Here is a 22,635-nt window from a genome sequence, read left to right as displayed (position 1 = left end):
CTACGGCTATTAACTATCACGAGAGAACACAAATTGACCTTTTCCTTTGCGTTTTGCTTGGTACATCGCCTCATCGGCAACCTTTAGGATCACGTCTATATCACGCTCTGAACCATCAACTAAGTGTATGCCCAAGCTCGCTCCAACATGAAGCGAACGCTGTTTATGGGTCACCTCTTGCCCGATTAGCTCCAACAGTCGCTCCGCTAACTTTGCTAATAAGACTTTGTTTGTCTGTTTAATAATAAGAACAAATTCATCACCCGACAAACGTGCAACCAAATCCCCCGCTCTTACCTGAGATAATAACCGGTTTGACACTTCTTTAAGGATTTCGTCACCCGCATCGTGACCATAGTTGTCATTCACTTCTTTGAAGCCATCCAAATCCAAGTAAATAACCGCAAAATGCTGATTTGAATAGTGGCTCGACGTGACAACATCATCCATAACCTTATACAGCTGCGCTCTATTCGCTAACCCGGTTAATGCATCGTGATGAGCCAAGTGTTCGAGTCTTTCCATCTCTTTAACGTTGGATAAATCAGACAGCGTTAATACCATATCAAACTCGTCTTTCTCGTTGTCTGAGGCAATTCGATTCACTTTGACAAACATTGGAACTAACGTGCCGGACGCGCTTTTCTCCCACACTTCGCCTTGCCATTGACCATAGTTGTCTAACGAACTGCGAATTGTCGGCATCAATGATGAAAATTGCTGCCACGAAAATACTTCAAATGGTGTTTTGCCCACCAGCAGCTCAGAGTGATAACCGAGAAGTTGTGTGATCGCCGGGTTAACCATGGTTATCACATTGGATGAGTTGAGCACGATCAAGCCGTCTTTACTGTTTTCGAAAACACCCGCAGCAATACGTTGGCGACTCATGGCCGTTTCTATGTCGGTGACATCTTGGATTGCATAAAGAATACGACCATGTTTTGTCAAAGAACGACTGCTCACACGAAGCCAGCGTTTTGATTGAAAGAGATCGGTGGTTTCCAGCAATTCGTCATTAAGTTCAATATTGGCATCAATAACATCTTGTAAGTAACCCGTTTGCTTGGTCGCGATCAACTCTTGGATCAACAAATTCTCAAGAAAGGCTTCCGAGCATTTAAAAATATCCCGAGTAGCTGCGTTCGCATGAAGAATGAGCCCTTTTTCATCCACCACCAACAAAGAGTGCTGAACGGTTTCAATGACCTCATTTGCGAATGATTTTTCTTCTTGTAACTTGTCTAACGTAAAATTGATTTGGTTATCGCGATGTTGAAGCCTTTCTAACATGGTATTGAAAGCTCGAACCAGATCGCCGATTTCATCGCGGTTCGTTACGACTAATTTAGGCTGCTTCGAACGACGCTCAACAAAGGCTTGCATCGCCTCATTGAGGTCAAACATCGGTTCGATAATCAAGCGTTGCACCAATTTGACCACTACTCCGCCTAACATCACCAGAAACAACAGGTAGACGACCGCAACCTTGAAAATATTCGTTAAGATCGAATTAAACGTCTCTTTCGATATTGTTACTCTCAAGTTCGCGATCACTGCGCCATCCAGTGTCACTGGAACGAGCAAGAAGATGAAATGCTCAGAGATGGCAAATTGATGATCGGCGATATCGTCTAATTCTTCTGCGTTTGGCCTTGGAACCAGAGTGTTGCTCACCTGATAGCTGGCAAAAAGCTGTTCGTTGATGTCATAGAGCTTCACTCTAACAATATCTTTATCTGCGACGAAAGCTGACAATATTTCCTGAGCCGATGACTTGTCTTCAAATAAAATCGCGGCTTGCAAGTTATAAGCAACACCTTGTGCTAGCACTTTAACACGCTGAATAAGACTCTCTTTTCTCTCTCAAACGTGACAGTGTAATTTACCGATTGGATCGTTACAAAAGTGACTGCGATGAAGATGATAATGGGTAATATCAGCTTGTTTTTAATCGATATGTTATTAATGAAAGACAACATTATTGGCCCTCCACTATAGCGATTCGTAACAGGTTCGAGCCAATGACGTAGTCACCGCGCCTTGCGTTCTCTAGATTGATCTTAGGTTTGAGCTTATTATCGATGTGCGTGAGTTCAATGATTCCACCTAAGTCCGTAAAGTTAGGGATATCACTGATTGTCACAGTATGTGGCGAGTGCTCTTGACTAAGAAATTGGTCATTTTTACGGTCAGACAAATACGTAATATCACACTTAGAAGTAATCGACTGTTGAACTCGGATAGCGAGCGAACGAATAGATTTCCCCTCGGTAATTGACGTTAGCACTTGGCTTACCTTTTCATCGCCAATCACACAAAAGTTCACAGCGTTCATTGAGCTTTCATCATTCCAACGTATAAAATTCGCAATTCTAAAAAGGTACACCGCTTTCACTTCATAAGGTTTGAAGCTAGCAGCTGAGGTGTTCAACGGCACAATAAGCATCGTTAAAGCCGCTAAGCCTAGTTTAGATAAGCCGAGCTTAATGCGGTGCTTAAGCCATTTAGAATTCATGAGAGATCCTCACATACACCGATTCTTGATTGACGCTTTTCTGAGATGTGAATTCAGCTTGATAGCCGTCACTCTTACCTATATTTTCAACAACCACTTCAATTAAAGGTGCTGCGGACGATTTTTTCCATGCGAGACGCGCATCAAAGGTTATTTCATGTGGGTAAGACTGCCATTTATATTGAGTGCCATCGCCTGCTACCCAATAGTCTGGGTAATTCACATTAATGTACTGGCCTATCACATCGAATTGCCAACTTTCGGTGATATTCCACATCAACTGTGCCGTGGCTAAATGTTCATTATCAATATCGTAATAAACACTCGTTTGAGGACTAGATTTCAGGTCATCACCTTTATTCTCACCTTCCAATGTCGTATAGGCGTAACTCAGGTAACTGGCTAAATCTGCGGTGAGTTGGTAACTCGCGCCTAACTCTAAGCCATAAGTTTTTGCTTTATAATCATCAGACAACGCACCGACATAGACATGATTCGCAGGGATATCATTCGGGTCATAGCTGTGAAAGCGAAGGTTGTCATGTTCACTCAGATAAATCGTTGCATCGAGTTCGAAATTTGAATTGTTTGAGTAGCGATAACCCATTTCCGCCGTTACGACACTCTCTGTTTCAAGACTCGAGCTTGATTTATATACATCTAGGTAGCTGTTGTTTGAGTCAGCATTGTAACTATTGAAATAATAAGTGGAATTGGAATCCATATAAGATGGTGCAACGACCGCACGGCTAAGCCCCGCCCATACGGAGTGACGTTGGGTGAACTTATATAAACCACGCAATTGAGGTGAAAGCTCAGTTGATTCATTCTGTGTAAAGTGTTCAACCTTGGCACCAAGAGTAATAGACAGCGCTTCCGTCATTTGAATTTGAGACTGTATAAAAGCGTTCGCAATATAATCGTTGGCAGATTGGATGTTGTAAGCTCGACCGTAGTAATCGGGATTGTACCAATCCACGTCCGAAACTTGGCTTGAGGAGAAATCAATATTCATATATCGCAGGCCACCACCGAGTGTTAGCTGATGGCTTTCCGATAGTTGGTTGATATAAGTAGAGTCAAAATCGAGGGTCGAATAGCTTCCTGGAGCGTCTGGCGCATTATCCTCATTATATTCACCCCATAATGAATATGAGAGAGTCGAACTTTCATCAAAATGGCGAGAGTCGTTGAATTGGACATAAACAGATTGGCTCTTGTTATCGAAATCATTAGCTTGTGATCCGACAAACGACCCTGAGTTATCATATTGGAACGTATATAACTCCGACTCATAAAAGCTTTTCTCACCACCAATACGTAATGACCAATTTTCATCAGTATTACTTGGCTGAAACACCATCCCTGCCGTTTGTGCTTTCCATTTTTCAGATTCATTTGTGCGATATGTTGGTTCTTCTCGGTATTTATAAAAGGCACGAGCATTCACACTGTCGTTGAGGCTTAATCCCTGACGAACACTAAATTCGTAGTTATCAGTATTAGACGCAACACCGGAGAGATAAGTCCCCTGCGTATTATTGGCAGACTTAGTAATGATATTGACAACACCATTAACCGCGTTACCTCCCCAAATTGTTCCGCCGGGGCCTTTTAGTACTTCGATGCGTTCTATGTCGGAAAGCACATAATCAACGTCGCTCCAATACGTACCGCCATAGACTGGGCTAAACAAGCTTCGTCCATCCATCATCACGAGCATCTTGTTATATAGCCCATCATGAAAGCCGCGTGTCGAAACAAACCATGAGGTTTCATTGAATTTGGTGACTTTGAGTCCGGGTACAAGCGTTAGGACTTCAGCAATGGTTTTCGCCCCACTACGCTGAATTCGCTCATTAGAAAGTACGTACACCGACGAGGGAATGTCAGTGAGTTTTTGTGTCACTTTCGAAGCCGTTTCCATTTTGACATCTAACATAGACAACTCTTCAAGGCTCATCGACATGAGCTGGTCTAGAGAGTTTTCTTGAGCAGAGACAAAAACAGGTATCGTTAATGCTAGTCCTAAGCAAACCTGGCGGGATATCATGTGCTCACCTAATATACAGATAGATATTAATCCTTTAATCAATAGTTCAACTATATATGAAATGCCATACTGGCAAATCTACGGTGTCGAAAGTTTGAGTTAGGTCACTGTTTATTTATGGTATTTATAAGACCGTCATTACTTACCTCAACGTAAAGGATTAGCACCACGTGACAACGAAGATTTTGCTTAATTGCGACATGGGAGAAAGTTTCGGCAATTGGAAGATGGGCGATGACGAGTCGGTCATGGAATGGGTCGATATGGCAAACATCGCTTGTGGCTTCCACGCGTCTGATCCGCACGTTATGTCCAAGACGATAAAACTGGCGCAGCACTATCACACCCAAATTGGTGCTCATCCCGGTTATCAAGATCTCGTTGGTTTTGGTCGCCGTTCTATTCCACACACCATGGACGAAATCAGTGAGCTGGTTTGTTATCAAGTCGGTGCATTACAAGCCCTTTGCCGCTATCACCATACCACTGTTGGCTATGTGAAACCTCATGGCGCTCTTTATAACGATATGATGGCAAACATTGATGTGTTCAATGCGGTAGCCCAAGCCGTCGCTGAGTTTAACATCCCGTTGATGATTCTCTCTTCATCAGACAATCAACAGTATTTGAATATTGCTGACGACCATGACTTGCCTCTCTTGTTTGAAGCGTTTGCCGACCGTGCTTATTTAAATAACGGACAATTAGCGCCACGTACTCAAAAAGGCTCGGTTTACGTCAATCAAGACGATATCTATAACCAAGTTATGCAAATCATTAACTATGGCTCGGTTACGACTTTAGAGGGCGAAAGACTGCCTATTGAAGCCGATACTATCTGTGTTCATGGTGATAACCCTCAATCCATCGCATTAATTAGAAAAATCAGACAAGACCTCAACGCTTTTAATTAGTATGAAGCGTGTGATTGGTATGACGCATGGTCTAATCGCTCGTGAGATCTAATTGACTTGTATTGGCTTGGACACGGAAGTGAGACACGCCAAGTAAGCTAAAAAAGGCAAGATAACAAACGTATGGAAACGAAATGACGACGAATCAGATTGAATTCAATATAGCGCCAGTCGCGGAATGCAGCGTTTTGGTGACCTTGACGCTATCGCCTTCAAATAATCAATCTAGCGCCGAATATGCGCAATACATAGCTCACTTTTCCGATGCCATTCGCCAAAACTTAGCATCGGTGTTGATGAATGTGACACCGGCTTACCAAACAATATTGGTCGACTACCTCCCTTATCGAATATCAGAACAGCAGCTCATTGAACAGCTCAATAATTTGTTGAGTCATGCTCTGTCGTCCTTTTCTAGTGTTAGTAAAACTCGCGATACGATTGAGCTTCCTGCCTATTACTCACCAGAAACGGCGCTCGATTTAGACCGATATCAAAACAAAGGCCTGTCGCTCGACCAGATAATTCAACATCACACCTCACAGACATACAGCGTCAGTGCGATTGGGTTTACGCCTGGCTTTGCCTTTATGTCGGATGTGGTTAATGAGCTTGCCTTGCCCCGTCACTCCACACCCCGCTTAATTGTGCCCAAAGGCAGTATCGCCATCGCGGATACGAAAACAGCTGTGTACCCTTCGGATTCACCGGGCGGTTGGAATATTATTGGCAATTGCCCACTTCCGTTGTTCGATCATAGCCAGTTGAAGAACGCCGATATCACGCAAAGACCACTGTCTCTGCTTAATGTTGGTGATACCGTCCGTTTCATAGCGATTTCAAAAAAAGAATTTGTAGAGTTGGGTGGAGGCATCGTAAATGGCTAAGACAAAAACTAAACCAACACTGACAGTGATTAAGCCCGGCCCGTTGAGTTTGATTCAAGACTTTGGGCGATTTGGTGTTGCTCATCTTGGATTAACGCAAGGTGGACCGGTTGATGACTACTCTTATAGCTGGGCTAACCATCTATTGGGCAACCCAGTCAACCAAGCGGCGTTGGAAATCACGCTTGGGCAATGTGCGTTGAGAATCGATTTTGATTGCGAGATGGCACTATGCGGGGGTGATTTACAAGCGAAACTCGATGGTAAACCACAGGCTAACTGGAGCACTTTTCAAGCTTTTAAGGGGCAAGTTCTCTCATTTGGTTTGCCTAAAAATGGTCTAAGGGCGTATTTAGCCATTAAGGGCGGTTTCGATGTTCCATCAACTCTTGATAGCTGCTCTACAGTCACTCGTGAAAAGATTGGTGGATTAACGCAAGATGGCGAGCCATGCCAGCAAGGGCAACAAATCGCTTTTACCCAACACCAACTCTCTCATCCATTTAAAGCGTTGAGTGTTACCTTCCGATACACGCCTGATTACAATCTACCCGTGAACCTACGAGTGATTGAAGGCTATCAAAGCGAGCTATTCTCCGAGTCAGCAAGAGAGATTTTGTATAACGCGCAGTATCACGTTGACCAAAACTCTAATCGGATGGGTTATCGACTCAGTGGCGAACCCGTCGACTCGCCTGACATTTCGCTATTGTCAGAAGGCATTGCCTTAGGTGCGATTCAAATTCCACAAGATGGACAACCTATCGTGCTGCTTAATGATAGACAGACCATAGGTGGTTATCCGAAGATAGGATGTGTCGCCAGAATCGATTTACCACGCTTGGCGCAAGCAAAACCTGGACATGCGATATCGTTCAGCAAGGGCGATCGCTTGGGCTTACAAGATGTTTGGTGCCAATGGGCTCAGTTTTTCGGCTATTAGTTTTTGCGATGTGTTATGTGCTAAATGCTATGTAGCTGAGAATAATCAACTAGGAAGATGTCATTTAGATGAGGTTCGGTATCTAAGCAGATGTTGAAATGAAGATTCGGCTTACCTATTACTGTAAGCCGAATTGAAGAAATTAAACGCAGTCGATGATGATAGACTAATTATAGGCTATTAAGCGTGATCTTGACCTGACACCTTGGCAAGCGCTTCTGGGTATCCACGTTCTTGTGTCAAATCTATCGCTCTGTTTTCAATATCATTTAGATTAAGTGACATTGTCACTGAGTGTGTATCTTCAATAGATGCCGCCTCTGATACATCAAACCATTGCTCAGCGACCTTTTGTGCCGCTTCTAATGTTGAAGAAGCTTTTACTACTTCAAGTCGAGCATAGCGATCCCCACAGAATGAAACGTCTGAAGCTCTTAAGCTTGGATCGGTTCCCGGAATCTGTTGTGCACCAAACAAAGGTTTACCACCGACCAATGCAGAACTGAAACTTGGGATGAACTGAGACATATGCGTTATTGCCGCGCGAGTTCTTAATTCAAGCTGATCTTCACTCCAACCCGATACGATTTTCTTAAGCAGCTTCGAAGGCAACTGTGGCTGTGACGAGTCTGTTGACGATGAAACAAGCCCACCCTCAAACAGAGTAATCCCTTCTGTCATGCCGTGAAGTTGGAACACACCATCAGCATACGGCGTTAATTGCGCCATGCCTTGCGGTGTGCCTCTCGGGCCATGGAAGATAACTTCTGGCCACTCTTCCTTACATTCTTGCGAATATGGCCACTCTGTAACGTATGCAGCTTTAAACTCAACAAGTCTTTGCTGCTTAGAGCCAACAAAGTCATCTACGATACCCGTTTCAAACCCACTCGCATTAATCAAGTAATCGGTCGTTAGTTGGCAGCTTTGGTTTTCGGCATCGGTATAAGTCAAAGACCAACCTTGACCTGTCGACTCAACAGATTGTAATCGGCTGTTGGTTAACACAGTACAGTTAGCTTGTTGCCCCAAAGAGAGTTGAGCGGTCGCAGAAAGTCGGAATACGCTCCAGCCATACTCTTGGACCATCGCAACAGGATACTTTAGGGTCTCTAAATCCGTATGCTTGGCGAAAGGAATACACCAATCATCAAGCGATGTTGGTTTCAGAGGCTGTGTTTTCGCAGAAAGTGCTAATAAATCTTCTTTGCTGTACAGCTTATAATACTCTTCCGGATCACCGAGCACTTGGTTGCTTTTATCTTGTTTAACAAGATCGGCATAAGCGCTTTTGATTATCTTGAGACGAGGAAGCAGATCCAACGGCTCTCCACCATCACTGTGCGGAACGGCGATGATTGTCGGACGAATATTGATCGTATGAGGGAATAAGCGGACGGTATCAATTGACTGTGTGAGCAATTGAAGACACTGCTCTACAGAAATATCTCGATACAAATTGCCGCCAGCGTGCAGGTGGCAAATTGGTGGACCATTAACCAAACTCGGCCCTTTTTCTAAGATAGTGACCTTAAAACCCAACTCACTAAAGTGAATCGCGCTCGTTGTTCCGGCAATACCACCACCAACAATGGCAATAGAAGGTTGATTTGTATCCGTTTTGTTGTGGTTCATCGTGTTCTGTAGAATAAGATTAACTGCCTCTATTCTACTTTTGTTCTGCGATGAATTAAAACACATTTTTATCAAGGTCTTAGATAGGCGGGATTTAATATCTATGTAAAAAACATAAATAATCTCTTGACTCAATAACTCCAGATAGGGTTTTAAAGGTTATTCTAACAGTCAAATTTGTCCTAAGTGACGCCACATAAAGGCTGCCTCAGTACTCTTAAAACATAGCGGTTAACTTATCCCTAAAGTTATCCACCGTTTTTGTGGATAACTGTTGATAACGTTCTTGCTAAGTTGCGTAAACCCTTTGTTTACAGGGACTAACCGCTGTTCATTAAATCGGCATTATTGGGTAATTAGTTTTAAAAAATGCTAAAAACAGTGGAATCTAAGGTGCGATATTTTTTACTTATGCTACCGGTTGGTTAAATAAAAAACGGTCTAAAGCGACGTATTATAAATAGTGCATGACTAAGTATAAATAATCTCACTTTTAGACCGTTTTAAGCGCTTGGCTAGATCTCGCTAACGACTAGCCAAAATCCTTGTTTACTGGTGCCAACAAACGTTTGATTAAGCTATTCACTACCGCGGCTAATGTGATGAACGTTAGCACCGGTAGCGCTATCCACAACATCGGGTGAAGTGAAGGTTGTAACTCAAAACCAAAGTTCATCACTCCTGCCACGCTGAGCTCAGAACCAAGGGCTGCAATTGAGCCTGCGACTAACGCCATTAAACCGTACTCACACCAAATAGTATTGAGAATTCGCTTCTTACTCGCGCCTAATGTTCGATACAAGCGTATCTCTTGTTGTCTTTGAGATAAGCTCAATCGCAATAGAGTGAAGATAAGCAACAGCCCCGCCACCACACCTAACGCCGCAAGTACCGTTATCGACCAAACAATCTGTTTGAGCAGCTCTTGGATCTTGCTACCCATCTTGCGAATATCCATCAAACTCACGGTTGGATGATTTCGAGAGAGTTCATTGAGCATCTGATTGTGTTGTTCTTCTAATCTGAAGCTCACGAGCCAAGTAGAAGGGATTGAACTCAAGACATCTGGAGTAAAAATGAAGTAGAAGTTCGGCTTCATTTCTCGCCACTCGACTTTGCGGATGCTATTCACCTTGGCAGAAACATTCTGGCTGTTGATTGTGAATGACAGCTCATCGCCAATCTTTAGATCCAGTTGCTCCGCGACATCCGATTCCACAGATACGCCATGCTCTTGCGTCCAGTTACCTTCTAACACTTCATTGTACTCGGGCAAGCTATCTCCCCAAGTGAAGTTGATCTCTCGACTTAGTGCGTCTGTTTCGCCTGAGGTATCGCTGTATTCCGACGCTTCAACACCGTTTATCGTCGTCAGTCGTCCTCGGATAATTGGAAACGCTTGAGTACGCTCTACTTCGTTTGCATCAATCGTCTCGAGATAACTGTCTTTTTCATAACTTGCAATGTTAAGTGCAAACGCATTCGGTGCGTTCTCTGGCAAGGTTTGCTGCCAATCTGACAGTAAATCACTTCTTACCAACCAGATGATAGACAGCAACATCAGTGAAAGCGCTAAAGAGCCAAATTGAATCCCAGTTGCTAAAGGTGTGCGATTAATTCGACTCAATGCTAAACGCATAGACGTAGATGTCGGCAACTTACTAACCAAACGCAGAACAAGCGTACTAACGACCGCAAGCACTAAGAACAGGCAAGCGATACCCGCTAGAACTATCCATACCAATAGATTGTCGCCGTACATCAGCATCATTGGAATAGTCGGTACCAGTAACAACAAATATTTCTTGTAGCTTTCATTAGACTGGTGACTTGATTGAATAACGCTGATTGCCGAGGTATTGACCAAGCCAATTAACGGGATACCAAGAGCAGGAACACCAATTAAGATGCTTGATAAAATCGCCAAGATTGCAGGTTCAATACCATAGCTAGGAAGTGGCGTTGGTAATAAGTCACCCAGAGGTATACGAAGCAAAAACTCTAAGCCGATACCGATAGTTATTCCCAGTACTGCACCGATAACCACTAATAAAGATACCTGTACAGACAACCATTTAACGATCCACTGCTTGCTTGCACCCAAACTCTTAAGCATCGCGATGGTTTTACGGCGACTCGCAACATAATGTTGGCAAGTGAGTACCAAAGTGGTCGCAGCCATGATCACTACGATAGCTACCGTTAGTGATAAGTATTGAGTGGTGCTTTCGAACATGTCGTTGGTACGACTGGCTGAGTCTTGTGTACGCCAGCGGTCACTTGGTGTCAGTTCGATACTGTCTTGTGCGGCTTTGAGTTTCGATTCATCACCATTTAAAAACAATCTAAAGCTAACGCGACTGCCCGGTTGAATCGCTCCCGTGGCATCGATATCACTTGTATGAATCAGCACAGCTGGCATTTGTTGGAATGGGTTAAAGCTTAAGCCTGGTTCTTGAGTGATTCGTCCAGTTATCGCTAAATCGGCATCACCAATAGTGACATTGTCACCAATTTCAACCTCTAACTGTGCAAATATACGCTCGTCTAGCCAAAGTTCACCCGGCTCAACATGGTTACTTGATGCTTTATCAGCGCCCTCTAAGATCATTTCACCGCGTAATGGGTAATTACTTTCAACTGCTTTTACCGTCACTAACTGCATTGAGTTATCACTGAATGCCATGGTTGAAAAACGAGTCAACTGAGATCTTTCTAATTGTTCAACTTGAGTGAGGTCTAACAAGGATTGCGGAATTGGGTTTGCTGAGATAAACACGCTATCAGCAGTAAGCGCATCTTTGCCCTGTTTAACAATTACCTGCTCCATACGTTCGGCCAACGCCGACAATGCAAATACACAAGCAATAATAAGCGTTAAAGCGATTGAAACTGGCCACAACTGGCCGTGTCGAATCTCTTCGATACTCCATGAAAACAGGCGTTTATTCAGTCCGTTTGATGAATTCAATTTAGACTTCCTCTATCTGACCGACATGCATCTTGAGTGTTCTTTGGCAACGTTGTGCAAGCTTAGGATCGTGTGTCACCAAAACTAAAGTTGTGCCGTGGGATGAGTTCAATTCAAACAACAACTCGACAATTTTGGCAGCAGTTTGTTGGTCTAGGTTGCCTGTGGGTTCATCGGCAAAAAGAATTTTTGGCTTAATCATAAATGCGCGCGCCAACGCGACCCTTTGTTGTTCACCACCCGATAGCTGCGACGGCAAATGATCAAGCCTGTCTTTCAAGCCTACTGATTCAAGCAGAGCAGTCGCGCGTTCGATGTCTTCGTCTGCTCCCTTCAACAAACAAGGTAACGTGACATTTTGCAGCGCAGAAAGGCTTGGAATTAATAAGAAGCTTTGAAATACAAACCCAACCGATTCACTGCGAATCTTAGCCCTTGCCTCATCATCAAGCTGTGAAAGTGGCTGTCCTAATAAACTGATTTCGCCTTTCGTTGGTACATCAAGACCAGCTAACAGCGTCATTAGGGTCGATTTACCCGCACCAGACGTGCCGACAATCGCGACGGTTTCGCCTTCACGAATATCGATATCAACGTGCTCTAGGATTGTTAAATGTTCTTGATTAGTAGACACTGTCTTGGAAACAGCTTCTGCTTTAATGATGGATGTATGCATGACTCGACTAATTTCCTTTTTATTCTTTATTTTATTTTCAACCGCTTCTTTGGCTCAAGATACCCGCTTGGATTCTAAGTTACTGGTCCTTGGTGATAGCCTGAGTGCTGGTTACAACATGGACATCAAACAGAGTTGGCCAAGCCTGTTACCAGACGCGTTAGCAAAGCATGACAAAACGGTAACCGTGGTTAACGGGAGTATTTCTGGTGATACAACGGGCAATGGTTTAGCCCGCCTACCACAATTGCTTGAAGAACATGCTCCAGACACCGTTCTTATCGAACTTGGTGCGAATGATGGACTTCGTGGTTTCCCACCTAAGCTGATGTCTGCAAATCTTGAGCAGATCATTGAGCAGATAAAAGCTGCGGGCGCCAAACCTATAATGATGCAGATTAAAATCCCACCAAATTACGGAAAGCGTTACAACCAGCAGTTTGAATACGTTTTTGCAGCGCTTGCTGATCAACAAAACGTGCCACTTTTGCCGTTTTTCCTAGAGCATATCATCCTCAAACCTGAGTGGATGATGAACGATGGACTGCATCCAAAACCAGAAGCTCAACCTTGGATTGCTGAATTCGTCGCCGAAGAATTATATCAGTATCTTTAAGTTTTAATGGTCTAGCTCAATAAATTTTACACAGCTTTACGTTAGCCTGAGTGCATATCACCGTTAACTGTAAGGTTATTTATGCTGATCGAACCTGTTATCAAGGGTGTGGTAGCCAAAAGCGCTCACCCTCTTGGCTGTCAAGAAGCCGTAAAGCAACAAATCAAGTTTGTTAAGAGTGCGCCGCAAATCAAAGATGGCCCTAAACGAGTACTGATTATCGGCGCTTCCTCAGGCTTTGGCCTTGCCGCTCGTATTGCCCTTACCTTTGGCGGCGCAAAAGCTGACACTATCGGCGTCTCATTCGAGCGCGGTCCAAACGAAAAATCCCTAGGTAGTGCTGGTTGGTACAACAACATCTACTTCAAAAAAGAAGCCGAACGAGAGCAACGCACTGCTATCAACATCGTTGGCGACGCATTTTCGCAAGAAACACGCTCACAAGTTGTCGAAGCCATTGAAACCTACTTCGAAGGTGAAGTGGATCTGATTATCTATAGCTTAGCTGCAGGCGTTCGTCCTAAACCAGATTCCGATGAGTTTTGGCGCTCTGCCATCAAACCTATTGGTGAAAGCGTAACTGGCGCAACCATTTCTCTGGAACACGACAACTGGGTCACCAACACGCTTGAAGCCGCGACGGAAGAAGAAGCCGAAAGCACACTCAAAGTGATGGGAGGCGAAGATTGGGAACAATGGATAGATGAGCTCATCAACGCAGAATCTATTGCTCCGGGTTGTAAGACAATCGCGTTTTCTTATGTGGGTCCAGAAGTCACACATCCTATCTATTTAGACGGTACATTGGGACGCGCTAAGATCGACCTTCACCAAACCAGCCACGCTCTTAATCTAGAGTTAGCTAACTTTGATGGCAACGCTTACGCGGCGGTATGTAAAGCCCTAGTCACTAAAGCGAGCGTTTTCATCCCTGGATTAAGCCCTTACTTACTTGCTTTGTATAAGGTGATGAAAGAGAAAGAGACCCACGAAGGTTGTATCCAACAAATGCAGCGTCTGTTTGGCAGTAAACTTTATGGTCAATCCAAAGTACCACTTGATGGTGAGCGATTGATCCGTATGGATGATTGGGAATTAGACCCAGAAACCCAAGCGCACGTAACTGAACTGCTAGAAAAGATGGACGAAAATAACTTCCAAACCTTAGGGGATTACCAAGGGTTTAAAGAAGAATTTCTACAATTAAATGGGTTTGCTCAACCATCGGTAGATTATAGCCAGAAGCTTAATACAGAAGATTTTATAAAGTTAAAGCCTTAATCTAAAATTATCTCATTACTGAGACCCGGATTCACATTTGAAAACCTCTGCATAATTGCGGAGGTTTTTTCGTGCAACATTTCTTATACTTATTAAACGTAAGGTTCATAGTTTTCTTTGGTTCATCATAATTAACACAGGATGTGTTGATGCATTTAGCATAATTGACTCGGAGTCATATGAAGAAGATAAAAACAGTAGACTTAGATATCCCAGACGATCTGGTGTCTGGTTGGCAAAATATTGTCGACCTCTTGGCTCAAATCACTCAAGTGCCCGCCGCACTGATCATGCGTGTTCACGCCAATTATATTGAAGTATTCTCGACCAGCCGAAATGAAAATAACCCTTACAACAAAGGTGATTCTGAAACCCTAGGCAATGGGCTTTACTGTGAGACGGTGATGGATTCCCAGCAGCAACTTGTGGTACCCAATGCGCTTGCCGATGTTGATTGGGAAAACAACCCCGACACGAAGCTTGGCTTAATCTCTTATTGTGGCATTCCGCTGCTTTGGCCGAATGGTGAATTATTTGGCACTATCTGCATTTTAGACTCGAAAGAAAACCACTACACCCCCACCTATATCAAGCTTTTACAGAGCTTTCGCACCTCGATTGAATCTCAGCTTAAAACCCTATTCCAACACGCCAAGCTTACCCAAATGAATCGCGACCTAAAAAACCGCGTTTACAATCGCACTAAAGATCTCGCGAGCCTTAATTACTCGTTGAATCAAGAAATTGATAAACGAAAAGCGGCTGAACAGAAGATTAACTTCCAAAAGAATCACGACCTCGGCACCGGCTTTTTAAACCGAAACGCATTTGAATCTCGCTTAAACCACAAGCTACTGTCACAGAGAAGGCTGACAGACAGCTCATTTGCAGTCGTTCATATTGGTTTTACCAACGGTAGACGCATACAAGCACGCTACGGCTATAACGCGTTAGACCAAGTGCTTGTTGAATACCGAAAACGCATCGACTGTATTTCTGATATCGATGTATTAACTGCACGCCCTACTTCGGTTGACCTCGTATTGGCGTTTAGCGTTAAAGATTTACACCATCGCCTTGAAGAACTTTGCCAGACGCTCGTTAAAGTTGGTCATTCAGAATTCGACATCGAAAGTGACAAAGTGCATTTGCACGCGTTTATTGGGATTGCAATTACGAACGACGAAGATGACGCGGAAAGCATTCTGCAGAAATCTTCTGAAGCGATGTTAGCCTGCAAAGATTCAGGACAAAAGTTCGCTTACTACTCTCAATCCCATACCGAAGAACAAACTCACATTAATAAGATCGAAGGCTATTTGCTTCAAGCCGTTCGTAATGATGACCTTATGCTCTACTTTCAACCCAAAGTTAGCCCGTTGACGCATCGCTGGGTCGGTGCTGAAGCTTTGCTTCGTTGGCGACATCCTGTTTTGGGTGATATCTCTAACGAAACCCTGATCCACATGGCTGAACAAAACGGTTTGATTTTCGAAGTGGGCAGCTTTGTTTTACGCAATGCGATTGAAAAAGCCAAAGAGTGGTCCGAATACGTTGAAGATTTCAAGATGGCTGTGAATGTGTCTGCAATTCAACTCAAGAACGTACACTTTGCGGAACAAGTGGTTCACCTACTCGAAACCTATCATTTAGAGCCTCGTTTCTTAGAACTTGAAGTTACGGAGAGTGGACTGATAGCAGATGAAGTGGTTGCCAAGAATACCTTGGGATCTTTGCACGATATTGGCGTTACATTGTCACTAGATGACTTCGGTACGGGCTACGCCTCCTTCAGTTATCTGAAGAAGTTCCCATTCGACACCATTAAGATTGATAAGAGCTTTATCGACCAAATGCTCAACTCACACGAAGACTCGGAAATTGTTCGTTCTATTGTCCAAATTGCCAAAAAGCTCGACTTAAAAGTGACGATTGAAGGCATAGAAACGGAGGTTCAGGAGCAATTTATTATTAACGAAGGCTGCGATGTGGGCCAAGGTTACCTTTACGGAAGACCAATGCCGAGCCAAGAATTCGAACACAGCTTAATCAATCAAAACTATTTGGGGACAACTCGTTACGCTTAAAGCGAAAAAGAGCAGTTAGTTTTGGATTTAGGCCTACTTTCTCTTTACTCTAAAGGTGGTGATTTTTATAATCGCCGCCTTTCTGTTTTTATCTTTCCCCTTATATAGGCATTCCTCGTTATGGATCAGTTGACTGCAAAGCTTAAAAAGCTCGAAAAACAAAACTACCGTGCATATCAACAAATTAAAGGTCAATACGACTTTGCTGATTTTGAATTACACATCGACCACATCCAAGGTGACCCATACGCGTCAGCTTCTCGTTTTCGTGCAACGCGCGCGTGGTCTTTGACCGGGTTAGATTGGCTGAAAGAAAAATCTTACGAATACCAAGTAGCCGCTCGTGACTTTATCGCACGTAGCTTCTCTGAGTTCGCGAAACAAGAGTCGACCGTTTCTATCGCGCTGACGGGTCAAACCGTATTAGACAACACAGCTGTTGTATTCACAGACCACGGCATCGAAATTCGTTTCCGTATTAATTTACCAGCTGATGGTCGTAGCATTCTTGCTAAGAAAGCGAACAACATCATCACTTTCTACTTACCGAAGTTTATTCGTCGCGCGACGCTTGAGCGTGAGTTAAACATCGATGCAATGATCAAACATTGTGAAACGATTGAAGACCAAGAAGCGCTGCGTGCTCAATTGGATGAAAACAACCTAGCCGCTTTCGTTGCAAACGGCAGTGTGTTACCTCGTATCGCGGGTAACTGCGACCTTCCAATGAAAGACGCGGTACCTTTCGCGGCTCCAGAATCATTGAGTGTTACGTTAAATACTCCAAACCAAGGTGACGTGACCGGCCTAGGCATTCCAAAAGGCATTACGCTGATCGTTGGTGGTGGTTTCCATGGTAAATCGACACTGTTGAACGCCGTTGAACGTTCTATCTACAACCATATTCCTGGTGACGGTCGCGAAGGCATTGTAACTGCGATTGATACGATGAAGATCCGCGCTGAAGATGGTCGATGTGTGCACAGCTTGAACCTGTCAAACTACATCAACCATTTACCAATGCAGAAAGACACATCTGACTTCAGCACACAAGATGCGTCAGGTTCTACGTCTCAAGCGGCTTGGTTACAAGAATCGATTGAAGCCGGCGTTCAAACTCTACTTATCGATGAAGATACGTCAGCGACTAACTTCATGATTCGTGACGAGCGTATGCAAGCGCTAGTGTCAAAAGGCGATGAGCCAATCACACCACTTGTCGACCGCATTGGTCAGCTTCGTGAAGAGATGGATATCTCTACCATTGTTGTAATGGGTGGCTCTGGTGATTACCTAGATGTCGCGAACACTGTGATTCAAATGCACGACTACCAAGCGGTAGATGTGACTGAAAAAGCAAAAGACGTGATTGCTCAGCACCCTACTCAGCGTACTAACGAATGTGAAACTGCTTTAGAAACGTTTGTACCGCGTTCATTGAACCGTGCTTCACTGATGAACATTCTGACTGACGGTAAATTCCGTGTTAATGCTAAAGGCAAAGAGTCACTGCGTTTTGGTAAAGAGTTTGCAGACCTTTCTGCGCTTGAGCAATTAGAATCACCGTCTGAAGTGAATGCGATCGGTTGGGCTTGGTTCCAATTCGCACAAACTCCAGGTTGGTCAAACAACCCTGCTAAAGAGTTTAACGCTATTTTAGAAAACGAATGGCACGCTAACATGCCTAACTACGGTGACCTAGCGAAACCAAGAACGTTAGATGTGATGGCTGCTCTGAACCGTATGCGTAAATCTCAGTTCAAGCCTTCGAACTGATTTCGTTAAATATCGGATTTATTGTGCTTCTAGGTTTTTGAAGTTTTAATCTTCTAATTTACTAAAGCTTCTAAGCCACTAAATAAGCAAATTAACCTTCTACGGCTCTCATTCTGCGGGCCGTAAATTTATCTAACCTCTTTTGACCTAACCTCTAGTGTCGTCAAAACTCTTGAACTTTATAAATTCATAAAACCAATCTTTACATCAATTACTTATCATCTTTTGTAATGAGAAAATTAAAGGCACTGTTTACCGCCATCTAATGCTGTCGATCCTTCAAAACATGACACAGCTTTTACAAAACCCTAGTGATATTCAGATAAAGTCCCGACTCGACAAGTGTAACCAAATGTAACAGACCCTTGAGGCTTCAATGAATCATAAACGCGTTAAGATGCGTGACCATAAAATCGAAGTGAACCTATTCAAAAACCGCGTAATCGTCGCGTTTTGTGGGATCTTGATGTTCACTCTTGTCTTAGTCGGCAATCTATACCGACTTCAAGTTGAAAATTTTAAAAGCTATCAAACTCGTGCCGATGGCAACAGAATCAAAGTATTACCTATCGCCCCTACTCGTGGACTTATTTACGACCGTAACGGCGTGTTGCTTGCAGAGAACAAGCTTGTCTTTGATCTAACCATGATTCCTGAGCAAACCGATGATGTCGATGCAATGCTCACCAAGCTAGACAAATATGTCCCCCGTGATGCAGAGCAGATCGCTCGTTTCAAAAAACGCTATCACAACACCCGCCGTTTTAAATCTGTGACTATTCTAGAGAACTTAACGGAGGAAGAGATCGCCAAGTTCTCCGTGCACCAGTACCAGTTCCCCGGCTTATCTATCGATACCAGCTTAAAGCGTTTTTACCCGAATGGTGAGGTGCTTACCCATGTTCTTGGTTACGTGGCGCACATCAATGATAGCGATCTCAGAAAGCTTGAAGAACAAGGGATAGAAGCGAATTATCAAGCTACAACAATCATAGGAAAACTGGGTGTTGAACGTTATTACGAAGATATTCTGCACGGCACCAAAGGTTATCAAGAAGTCGAAGTAAACAGCCGTGGGCGAATAGTCCGAACCATTGAGTACGTGCCGCCAGTAGCCGGCAAAGATATCGTGTTAAATATTGACCTTGAGCTGCAAAAATACGTCTTTGAGCAACTTGATCACCGAACTGGAAGCGCGGTTATTCTCGATCCGAAAGACAACAGCGTGTTGGCGATGGCATCAAGCCCGAGTTACGACCCTAACCTATTTGTCGACGGCATTTCGAGTAAGAACTACCAACGTTTATTGAATGATCCGGCTCACCCGTTGGTTAACCGCACCACTCTAGGCGTTTATCCTCCTGCCTCAACCGTTAAACCATTTATGGCTGTGGCAGGACTGCAAGAACATGTCATCTCTGAAGATACCATCCGTAACGACCATGGCGTTTGGAGAATTCCTGGCTCTAAACGAAACTCTAAATCGTGGCGTGACTGGAAACGTTGGGGTCACGGACCTGTCGATGTCACTCAAGCCATTGAAGAGTCGGTAGATTCATTCTTCTATCAAACCGCTTTCGATTTGGGTATTGACCGAATTTCAAGTTGGATGAACCGATTTGGATTTGGTGAACCGACAGGCATTGATATCTATGAAGAAAGTACCGCCAACATGCCGACTCGAGAATGGAAGATGATGCGTTATCGCACCCCTTGGTATCAGGGTGACACAGTTCCGATTGGTATTGGCCAAGGTTATTGGACATCGACACCTATGCAACTTGCTAAAGCAACGTCAGTATTAGTTAATCATGGTAAGGTGATGCCCCCTCATATCTTAAGAGCCACCTTAGATCATGGTGAAGATTTCAGTACACAACAACTTGTCGAACCGGAGCCAATGCCCTCAATCACCGAAGTACCGGATAGAATTTGGGATGTACCAATCAATGCGATGCGACTCGTAAACCACGGTAATCGAGGCAGCGGCAGACGTGCATTTAAGGGAACTGAATACACGAGCGGCGGTAAATCAGGAACTGCACAAGTCTTTGATCTTGCGAAAGACCAGGTCTACAACTCGAAGAAACTCGCTAGACACTTGCTTGACCATGCGCTTTACACGGCTTTCGCACCGTATGAACACCCTGAATATGTCGCAACTGTGGTCATTGAACACGGTAACGGCGGTTCAAAAGTCGGTGCGCCTTATATCCGTAAAGTACTCGACTATGCCTTTGAACATAAAAGTGGCGAGAGCAAAGATCACTCCTAACACCAATAACTTAAGTCGCTACAGCACATAACGTAGTTACCCAAAACATAACGTAATGACGACAAAGCCCCACTTGTATCACTCACAATGTGGGGCTTTCTGTTTTAGGGTTCTAAGCAATTAGACAGCTAAAAATGCCTGTCGATTATGAGCTTCTTAATACATGCCATGCTTCACAGAGCGTCTGAAATTTTGCGGTGTTGCCTTCGTCTCTGTCCGGATGCCATCTCAATGCCAGTTGTCGCCAACGTTTTCTAATTTCATGGTGTGTCGCGTCTAAAGGTAACTCAAACAGGTTCAATGCTCGACTTCGGTCCATATCGAGTTCATCACCACCCACATACTTTCTATACCGAGTCCAAAATTCGTTCAACAGCCTTTTGACTTCACCTTCATCCGCTTCATAGTTAACCCAATTAATGTAGTATTCTCGAAGTGGGTCTTGATGATCGATGCTGTGACTGCTTCCGTGATAACGACCATTCATCAATTCGATGTCCATCGCTTGGACTTGGAGCCAACCATCTGGGTGTAAGGTTTCTTGAAGCTGATAAAGCGCATTCATGATAAGGAAGTTCTTTTTAAACAACTCTTTCTCAGGCACAGCATCCAACACTGGCACAAACCCAAGATCGTTCAGATGAGCTGCCAATGTGTGTACTTTCCATCCGCTTGGCTTTTGCTTAAGCACTTCCATTATCGGCCAAAGCAATGGGTTTTCCATATGGCAATGAAAGTTTGCTCTCACATCTTGATAATTCGACATAGTTGACTCAGTTAGCTTCTCTGAATTAATGGATTTCTAGAACTGTGGATACTATAAGTAACCTGTTTCGCATCCGTTGCGTATCTTCTTTAATTGAAAGCGATTTTCTAAGATTTGTCGAGCTTAAGGACAAACAACTTTCTAACGTTTGGCTTAAAGGCACCTTTTATCGTCAAAACTGAGTACCATTTCGTTGAATACAACCGTTAGTAATAAAGCCGTAATTCTTTGGTACGGATACAAAAAAGGTCAGCGACTTAGCTGACCTTTCACATCTATCCCAATTTTAGGGACGAAGCATTGAACTGACTAGATAACGCCAAGCTCTCTTAGACGTTCCATTAGGTATTCGTTTGCTGTGTACTTTTCAGATAGCACTACTTCTGGTTTCGGGTGAAGGAATAGAGGCAAAGAGATACGAGACTTCTCTTGGCGTTCACCTGATGGGTTGATTACACGGTGAGTTGTCGATGGGAAGTAACCACCAGATGCTTCTTGAAGCATGTCACCGATGTTGATGATCATGTTACCGAAGTCACATGGAACATCTAGCCACTCGTCATTTTGAGCTTTAACTTGAAGGCCCGGCTCGCTTGCAGCAGGAAGAACCGTCAGTAAGTTGATGTCTTCGTGTGCCGCAGCGCGGATTGCACCTGGCTCTTCATCACCTTGCATTGGTGGGTAGTGAAGAACACGAAGCAGAGTCTGTTCACTGCCGTTGATCATTTCTGATAACGCTATAGAGAATTTATCTTGTACTTCTTTAGGAGCATGAGCTTCAACCCAACCTAGCAGCTCTTGAGCAAAAGCATTCGCACGTTGGTAGTAATCTAGAATCTGTTCTTTCAGCTGTTCAGGGATTTGGCCCCAAGGGTATACGTGAAAGTACTCTTTGATGTCTTTTACAGTGTGGCCTTTAGCAACTTCAGACACTGAAGGTGGAAAATATCCATCTTGTGTTTCAACATTAAAGTGGAAGTTCTCTTTTTCTTCAGAGATGAAGAATTGGTACCAGTTTTCGTAAATTGACTCAACAAGCTCTTTCGGGATTGGGTGGTTCTTAAGAACACCAAAACCAGTTTCACGTAGAGAGCGAACAAATTGTTCTGCTGCGTCGTCAGCAAGGTAATCGACAGTTTCCAGTTTCATGACTTTCTTTCTTGTTATGTAGTAATAGAGCGATTTTAAGGATCGCTTTGTTGTAAATCAAACTTTTGTGAAACTCTCGCAACCGTTT

Annotated in this window: 15 protein-coding genes and 1 pseudogene; 8 read left to right on the top strand and 8 right to left on the bottom strand. The window is 43.8% G+C overall.

The features are described from left to right. Positions 1–9: 9 nt before the first annotated feature. The 3 genes and pseudogenes from LMH68_RS20710 to LMH68_RS20700 all read right to left on the bottom strand — a co-directional run bounded on the left by LMH68_RS20710 (position 10) and on the right by LMH68_RS20700 (position 4,571). Positions 10–1,982: pseudogene (locus tag LMH68_RS20710) on the bottom strand (diguanylate cyclase domain-containing protein). Next, positions 1,982–2,518 (bottom strand): YfiR family protein, encoded by a 537-nt coding sequence (locus LMH68_RS20705; protein WP_017060086.1) that lies wholly within the window; start codon positions 2,516–2,518, stop codon positions 1,982–1,984. The pseudogene LMH68_RS20710 and the gene LMH68_RS20705 overlap by 1 nt, the downstream one beginning before the upstream one ends. Further along, positions 2,508–4,571, bottom strand: a complete 2,064-nt coding sequence (locus LMH68_RS20700; RefSeq protein WP_229647511.1) for a TonB-dependent receptor plug domain-containing protein — start codon at positions 4,569–4,571, stop codon at positions 2,508–2,510. The genes LMH68_RS20705 and LMH68_RS20700 overlap by 11 nt, the downstream gene beginning before the upstream one ends. Positions 4,572–4,741: 170 nt before the next feature. Here LMH68_RS20700 and LMH68_RS20695 point away from each other — a divergent pair, with 170 nt between their 5' ends. From LMH68_RS20695 to LMH68_RS20685, 3 genes are all read left to right on the top strand, one after another. Next, positions 4,742–5,485 (top strand): 5-oxoprolinase subunit PxpA, encoded by a 744-nt coding sequence (locus tag LMH68_RS20695; RefSeq protein ID WP_229647512.1) that lies wholly within the window; start codon positions 4,742–4,744, stop codon positions 5,483–5,485. A 134-nt stretch (positions 5,486–5,619) separates the two neighbouring features. Continuing rightward, positions 5,620–6,372 (top strand): 5-oxoprolinase subunit B family protein, encoded by a 753-nt coding sequence (locus LMH68_RS20690; protein WP_017060083.1) that lies wholly within the window; start codon positions 5,620–5,622, stop codon positions 6,370–6,372. Then, positions 6,365–7,315 (top strand): biotin-dependent carboxyltransferase family protein, encoded by a 951-nt coding sequence (locus LMH68_RS20685; RefSeq protein ID WP_171732626.1) that lies wholly within the window; start codon positions 6,365–6,367, stop codon positions 7,313–7,315. Before LMH68_RS20690 ends, LMH68_RS20685 begins: the two co-directional genes overlap by 8 nt. Positions 7,316–7,495: 180 nt before the next feature. Here LMH68_RS20685 and LMH68_RS20680 read toward each other — a convergent pair whose 3' ends face one another. The 3 genes from LMH68_RS20680 to LMH68_RS20670 all read right to left on the bottom strand — a co-directional run bounded on the left by LMH68_RS20680 (position 7,496) and on the right by LMH68_RS20670 (position 12,597). Then, positions 7,496–8,950, bottom strand: a complete 1,455-nt coding sequence (locus LMH68_RS20680) for an FAD-dependent oxidoreductase (protein WP_017060081.1) — start codon at positions 8,948–8,950, stop codon at positions 7,496–7,498. Between the two features lie 532 nt (positions 8,951–9,482). Then, the gene (locus LMH68_RS20675; RefSeq protein WP_229647513.1) at positions 9,483–11,921 is read right to left on the bottom strand and encodes an ABC transporter permease; all 2,439 of its coding nucleotides are present in this window, start codon (positions 11,919–11,921) and stop codon (positions 9,483–9,485) included. Between the two features lies 1 nt (position 11,922). Further along, positions 11,923–12,597, bottom strand: coding sequence for an ABC transporter ATP-binding protein (locus tag LMH68_RS20670; protein WP_017067780.1), 675 nt, complete (start codon positions 12,595–12,597; stop codon positions 11,923–11,925). Here LMH68_RS20670 and LMH68_RS20665 point away from each other — a divergent pair. From LMH68_RS20665 to mrdA, 5 genes are all read left to right on the top strand, one after another. Then, positions 12,596–13,213 (top strand): arylesterase, encoded by a 618-nt coding sequence (locus LMH68_RS20665; RefSeq protein WP_017060079.1) that lies wholly within the window; start codon positions 12,596–12,598, stop codon positions 13,211–13,213. The genes LMH68_RS20670 and LMH68_RS20665 overlap by 2 nt on opposite strands. An 81-nt stretch (positions 13,214–13,294) precedes the next feature. Beyond that, positions 13,295–14,494, top strand: a complete 1,200-nt coding sequence (gene fabV / locus LMH68_RS20660) for an enoyl-ACP reductase FabV (RefSeq protein ID WP_017067782.1) — start codon at positions 13,295–13,297, stop codon at positions 14,492–14,494. A 179-nt stretch (positions 14,495–14,673) separates the two neighbouring features. After that, positions 14,674–16,581 carry a GGDEF and EAL domain-containing protein gene (locus tag LMH68_RS20655; RefSeq protein WP_229647514.1) on the top strand — a complete coding sequence of 636 codons (1,908 nt, stop codon included), beginning with the start codon at positions 14,674–14,676 and terminating at the stop codon, positions 16,579–16,581. 120 nt (positions 16,582–16,701) lie between these two features. Continuing rightward, a complete protein-coding gene (locus LMH68_RS20650) occupies positions 16,702–18,357 on the top strand; it encodes an ABC-ATPase domain-containing protein (RefSeq protein ID WP_017060076.1) in 1,656 nt (551 codons plus the stop codon). 376 nt (positions 18,358–18,733) lie between these two features. Further along, positions 18,734–20,632 (top strand): penicillin-binding protein 2, encoded by a 1,899-nt coding sequence (gene mrdA, locus LMH68_RS20645; protein ID WP_017060075.1) that lies wholly within the window; start codon positions 18,734–18,736, stop codon positions 20,630–20,632. A gap of 145 nt (positions 20,633–20,777) precedes the next feature. On the opposite strand, the gene LMH68_RS20640 is transcribed toward mrdA, so the two are convergent. Next, entirely contained in the window at positions 20,778–21,398 is a 621-nt protein-coding gene (locus LMH68_RS20640; RefSeq protein WP_029235437.1) for a DNA-J related domain-containing protein, read from the bottom strand. Between the two features lie 309 nt (positions 21,399–21,707). Beyond that, positions 21,708–22,547, bottom strand: coding sequence for an isopenicillin N synthase family dioxygenase (locus LMH68_RS20635; RefSeq protein WP_136974601.1), 840 nt, complete (start codon positions 22,545–22,547; stop codon positions 21,708–21,710). Between the last annotated feature and the right edge of the window lie 88 nt (positions 22,548–22,635).

The sequence above is a fragment of the Vibrio sp. F13 genome (assembly GCF_020806305.2).
GTDB lineage: Bacteria > Pseudomonadota > Gammaproteobacteria > Enterobacterales > Vibrionaceae > Vibrio > Vibrio crassostreae_C.
The sequence above is the reverse complement of the archived record's forward strand: the minus strand, read 5'-3'. Positions and strand labels throughout refer to the sequence as shown.

Excerpts from the sequence above, each read along its gene's own strand:
- LMH68_RS20705 (WP_017060086.1), bottom strand. The coding sequence starts at position 2,518 with ATGAATTCTAAATGGCTTAAGCACCGCATTAAGCTCGGCTTATCTAAA.
- LMH68_RS20700 (WP_229647511.1), bottom strand. The coding sequence starts at position 4,571 with ATGATATCCCGCCAGGTTTGCTTAGGACTAGCATTAACGATACCTGTT.
- LMH68_RS20690 (WP_017060083.1), top strand. The coding sequence starts at position 5,620 with ATGACGACGAATCAGATTGAATTCAATATAGCGCCAGTCGCGGAATGC.
- LMH68_RS20685 (WP_171732626.1), top strand. The coding sequence starts at position 6,365 with ATGGCTAAGACAAAAACTAAACCAACACTGACAGTGATTAAGCCCGGC.
- LMH68_RS20680 (WP_017060081.1), bottom strand. The coding sequence starts at position 8,950 with ATGAACCACAACAAAACGGATACAAATCAACCTTCTATTGCCATTGTT.
- LMH68_RS20665 (WP_017060079.1), top strand. The coding sequence starts at position 12,596 with ATGACTCGACTAATTTCCTTTTTATTCTTTATTTTATTTTCAACCGCT.
- LMH68_RS20670 (WP_017067780.1), bottom strand. The coding sequence starts at position 12,597 with ATGCATACATCCATCATTAAAGCAGAAGCTGTTTCCAAGACAGTGTCT.
- fabV (WP_017067782.1), top strand. The coding sequence starts at position 13,295 with ATGCTGATCGAACCTGTTATCAAGGGTGTGGTAGCCAAAAGCGCTCAC.
- LMH68_RS20655 (WP_229647514.1), top strand. The coding sequence starts at position 14,674 with ATGAAGAAGATAAAAACAGTAGACTTAGATATCCCAGACGATCTGGTG.
- LMH68_RS20650 (WP_017060076.1), top strand. The coding sequence starts at position 16,702 with ATGGATCAGTTGACTGCAAAGCTTAAAAAGCTCGAAAAACAAAACTAC.
- mrdA (WP_017060075.1), top strand. The coding sequence starts at position 18,734 with ATGAATCATAAACGCGTTAAGATGCGTGACCATAAAATCGAAGTGAAC.
- LMH68_RS20640 (WP_029235437.1), bottom strand. The coding sequence starts at position 21,398 with ATGTCGAATTATCAAGATGTGAGAGCAAACTTTCATTGCCATATGGAA.
- LMH68_RS20635 (WP_136974601.1), bottom strand. The coding sequence starts at position 22,547 with ATGAAACTGGAAACTGTCGATTACCTTGCTGACGACGCAGCAGAACAA.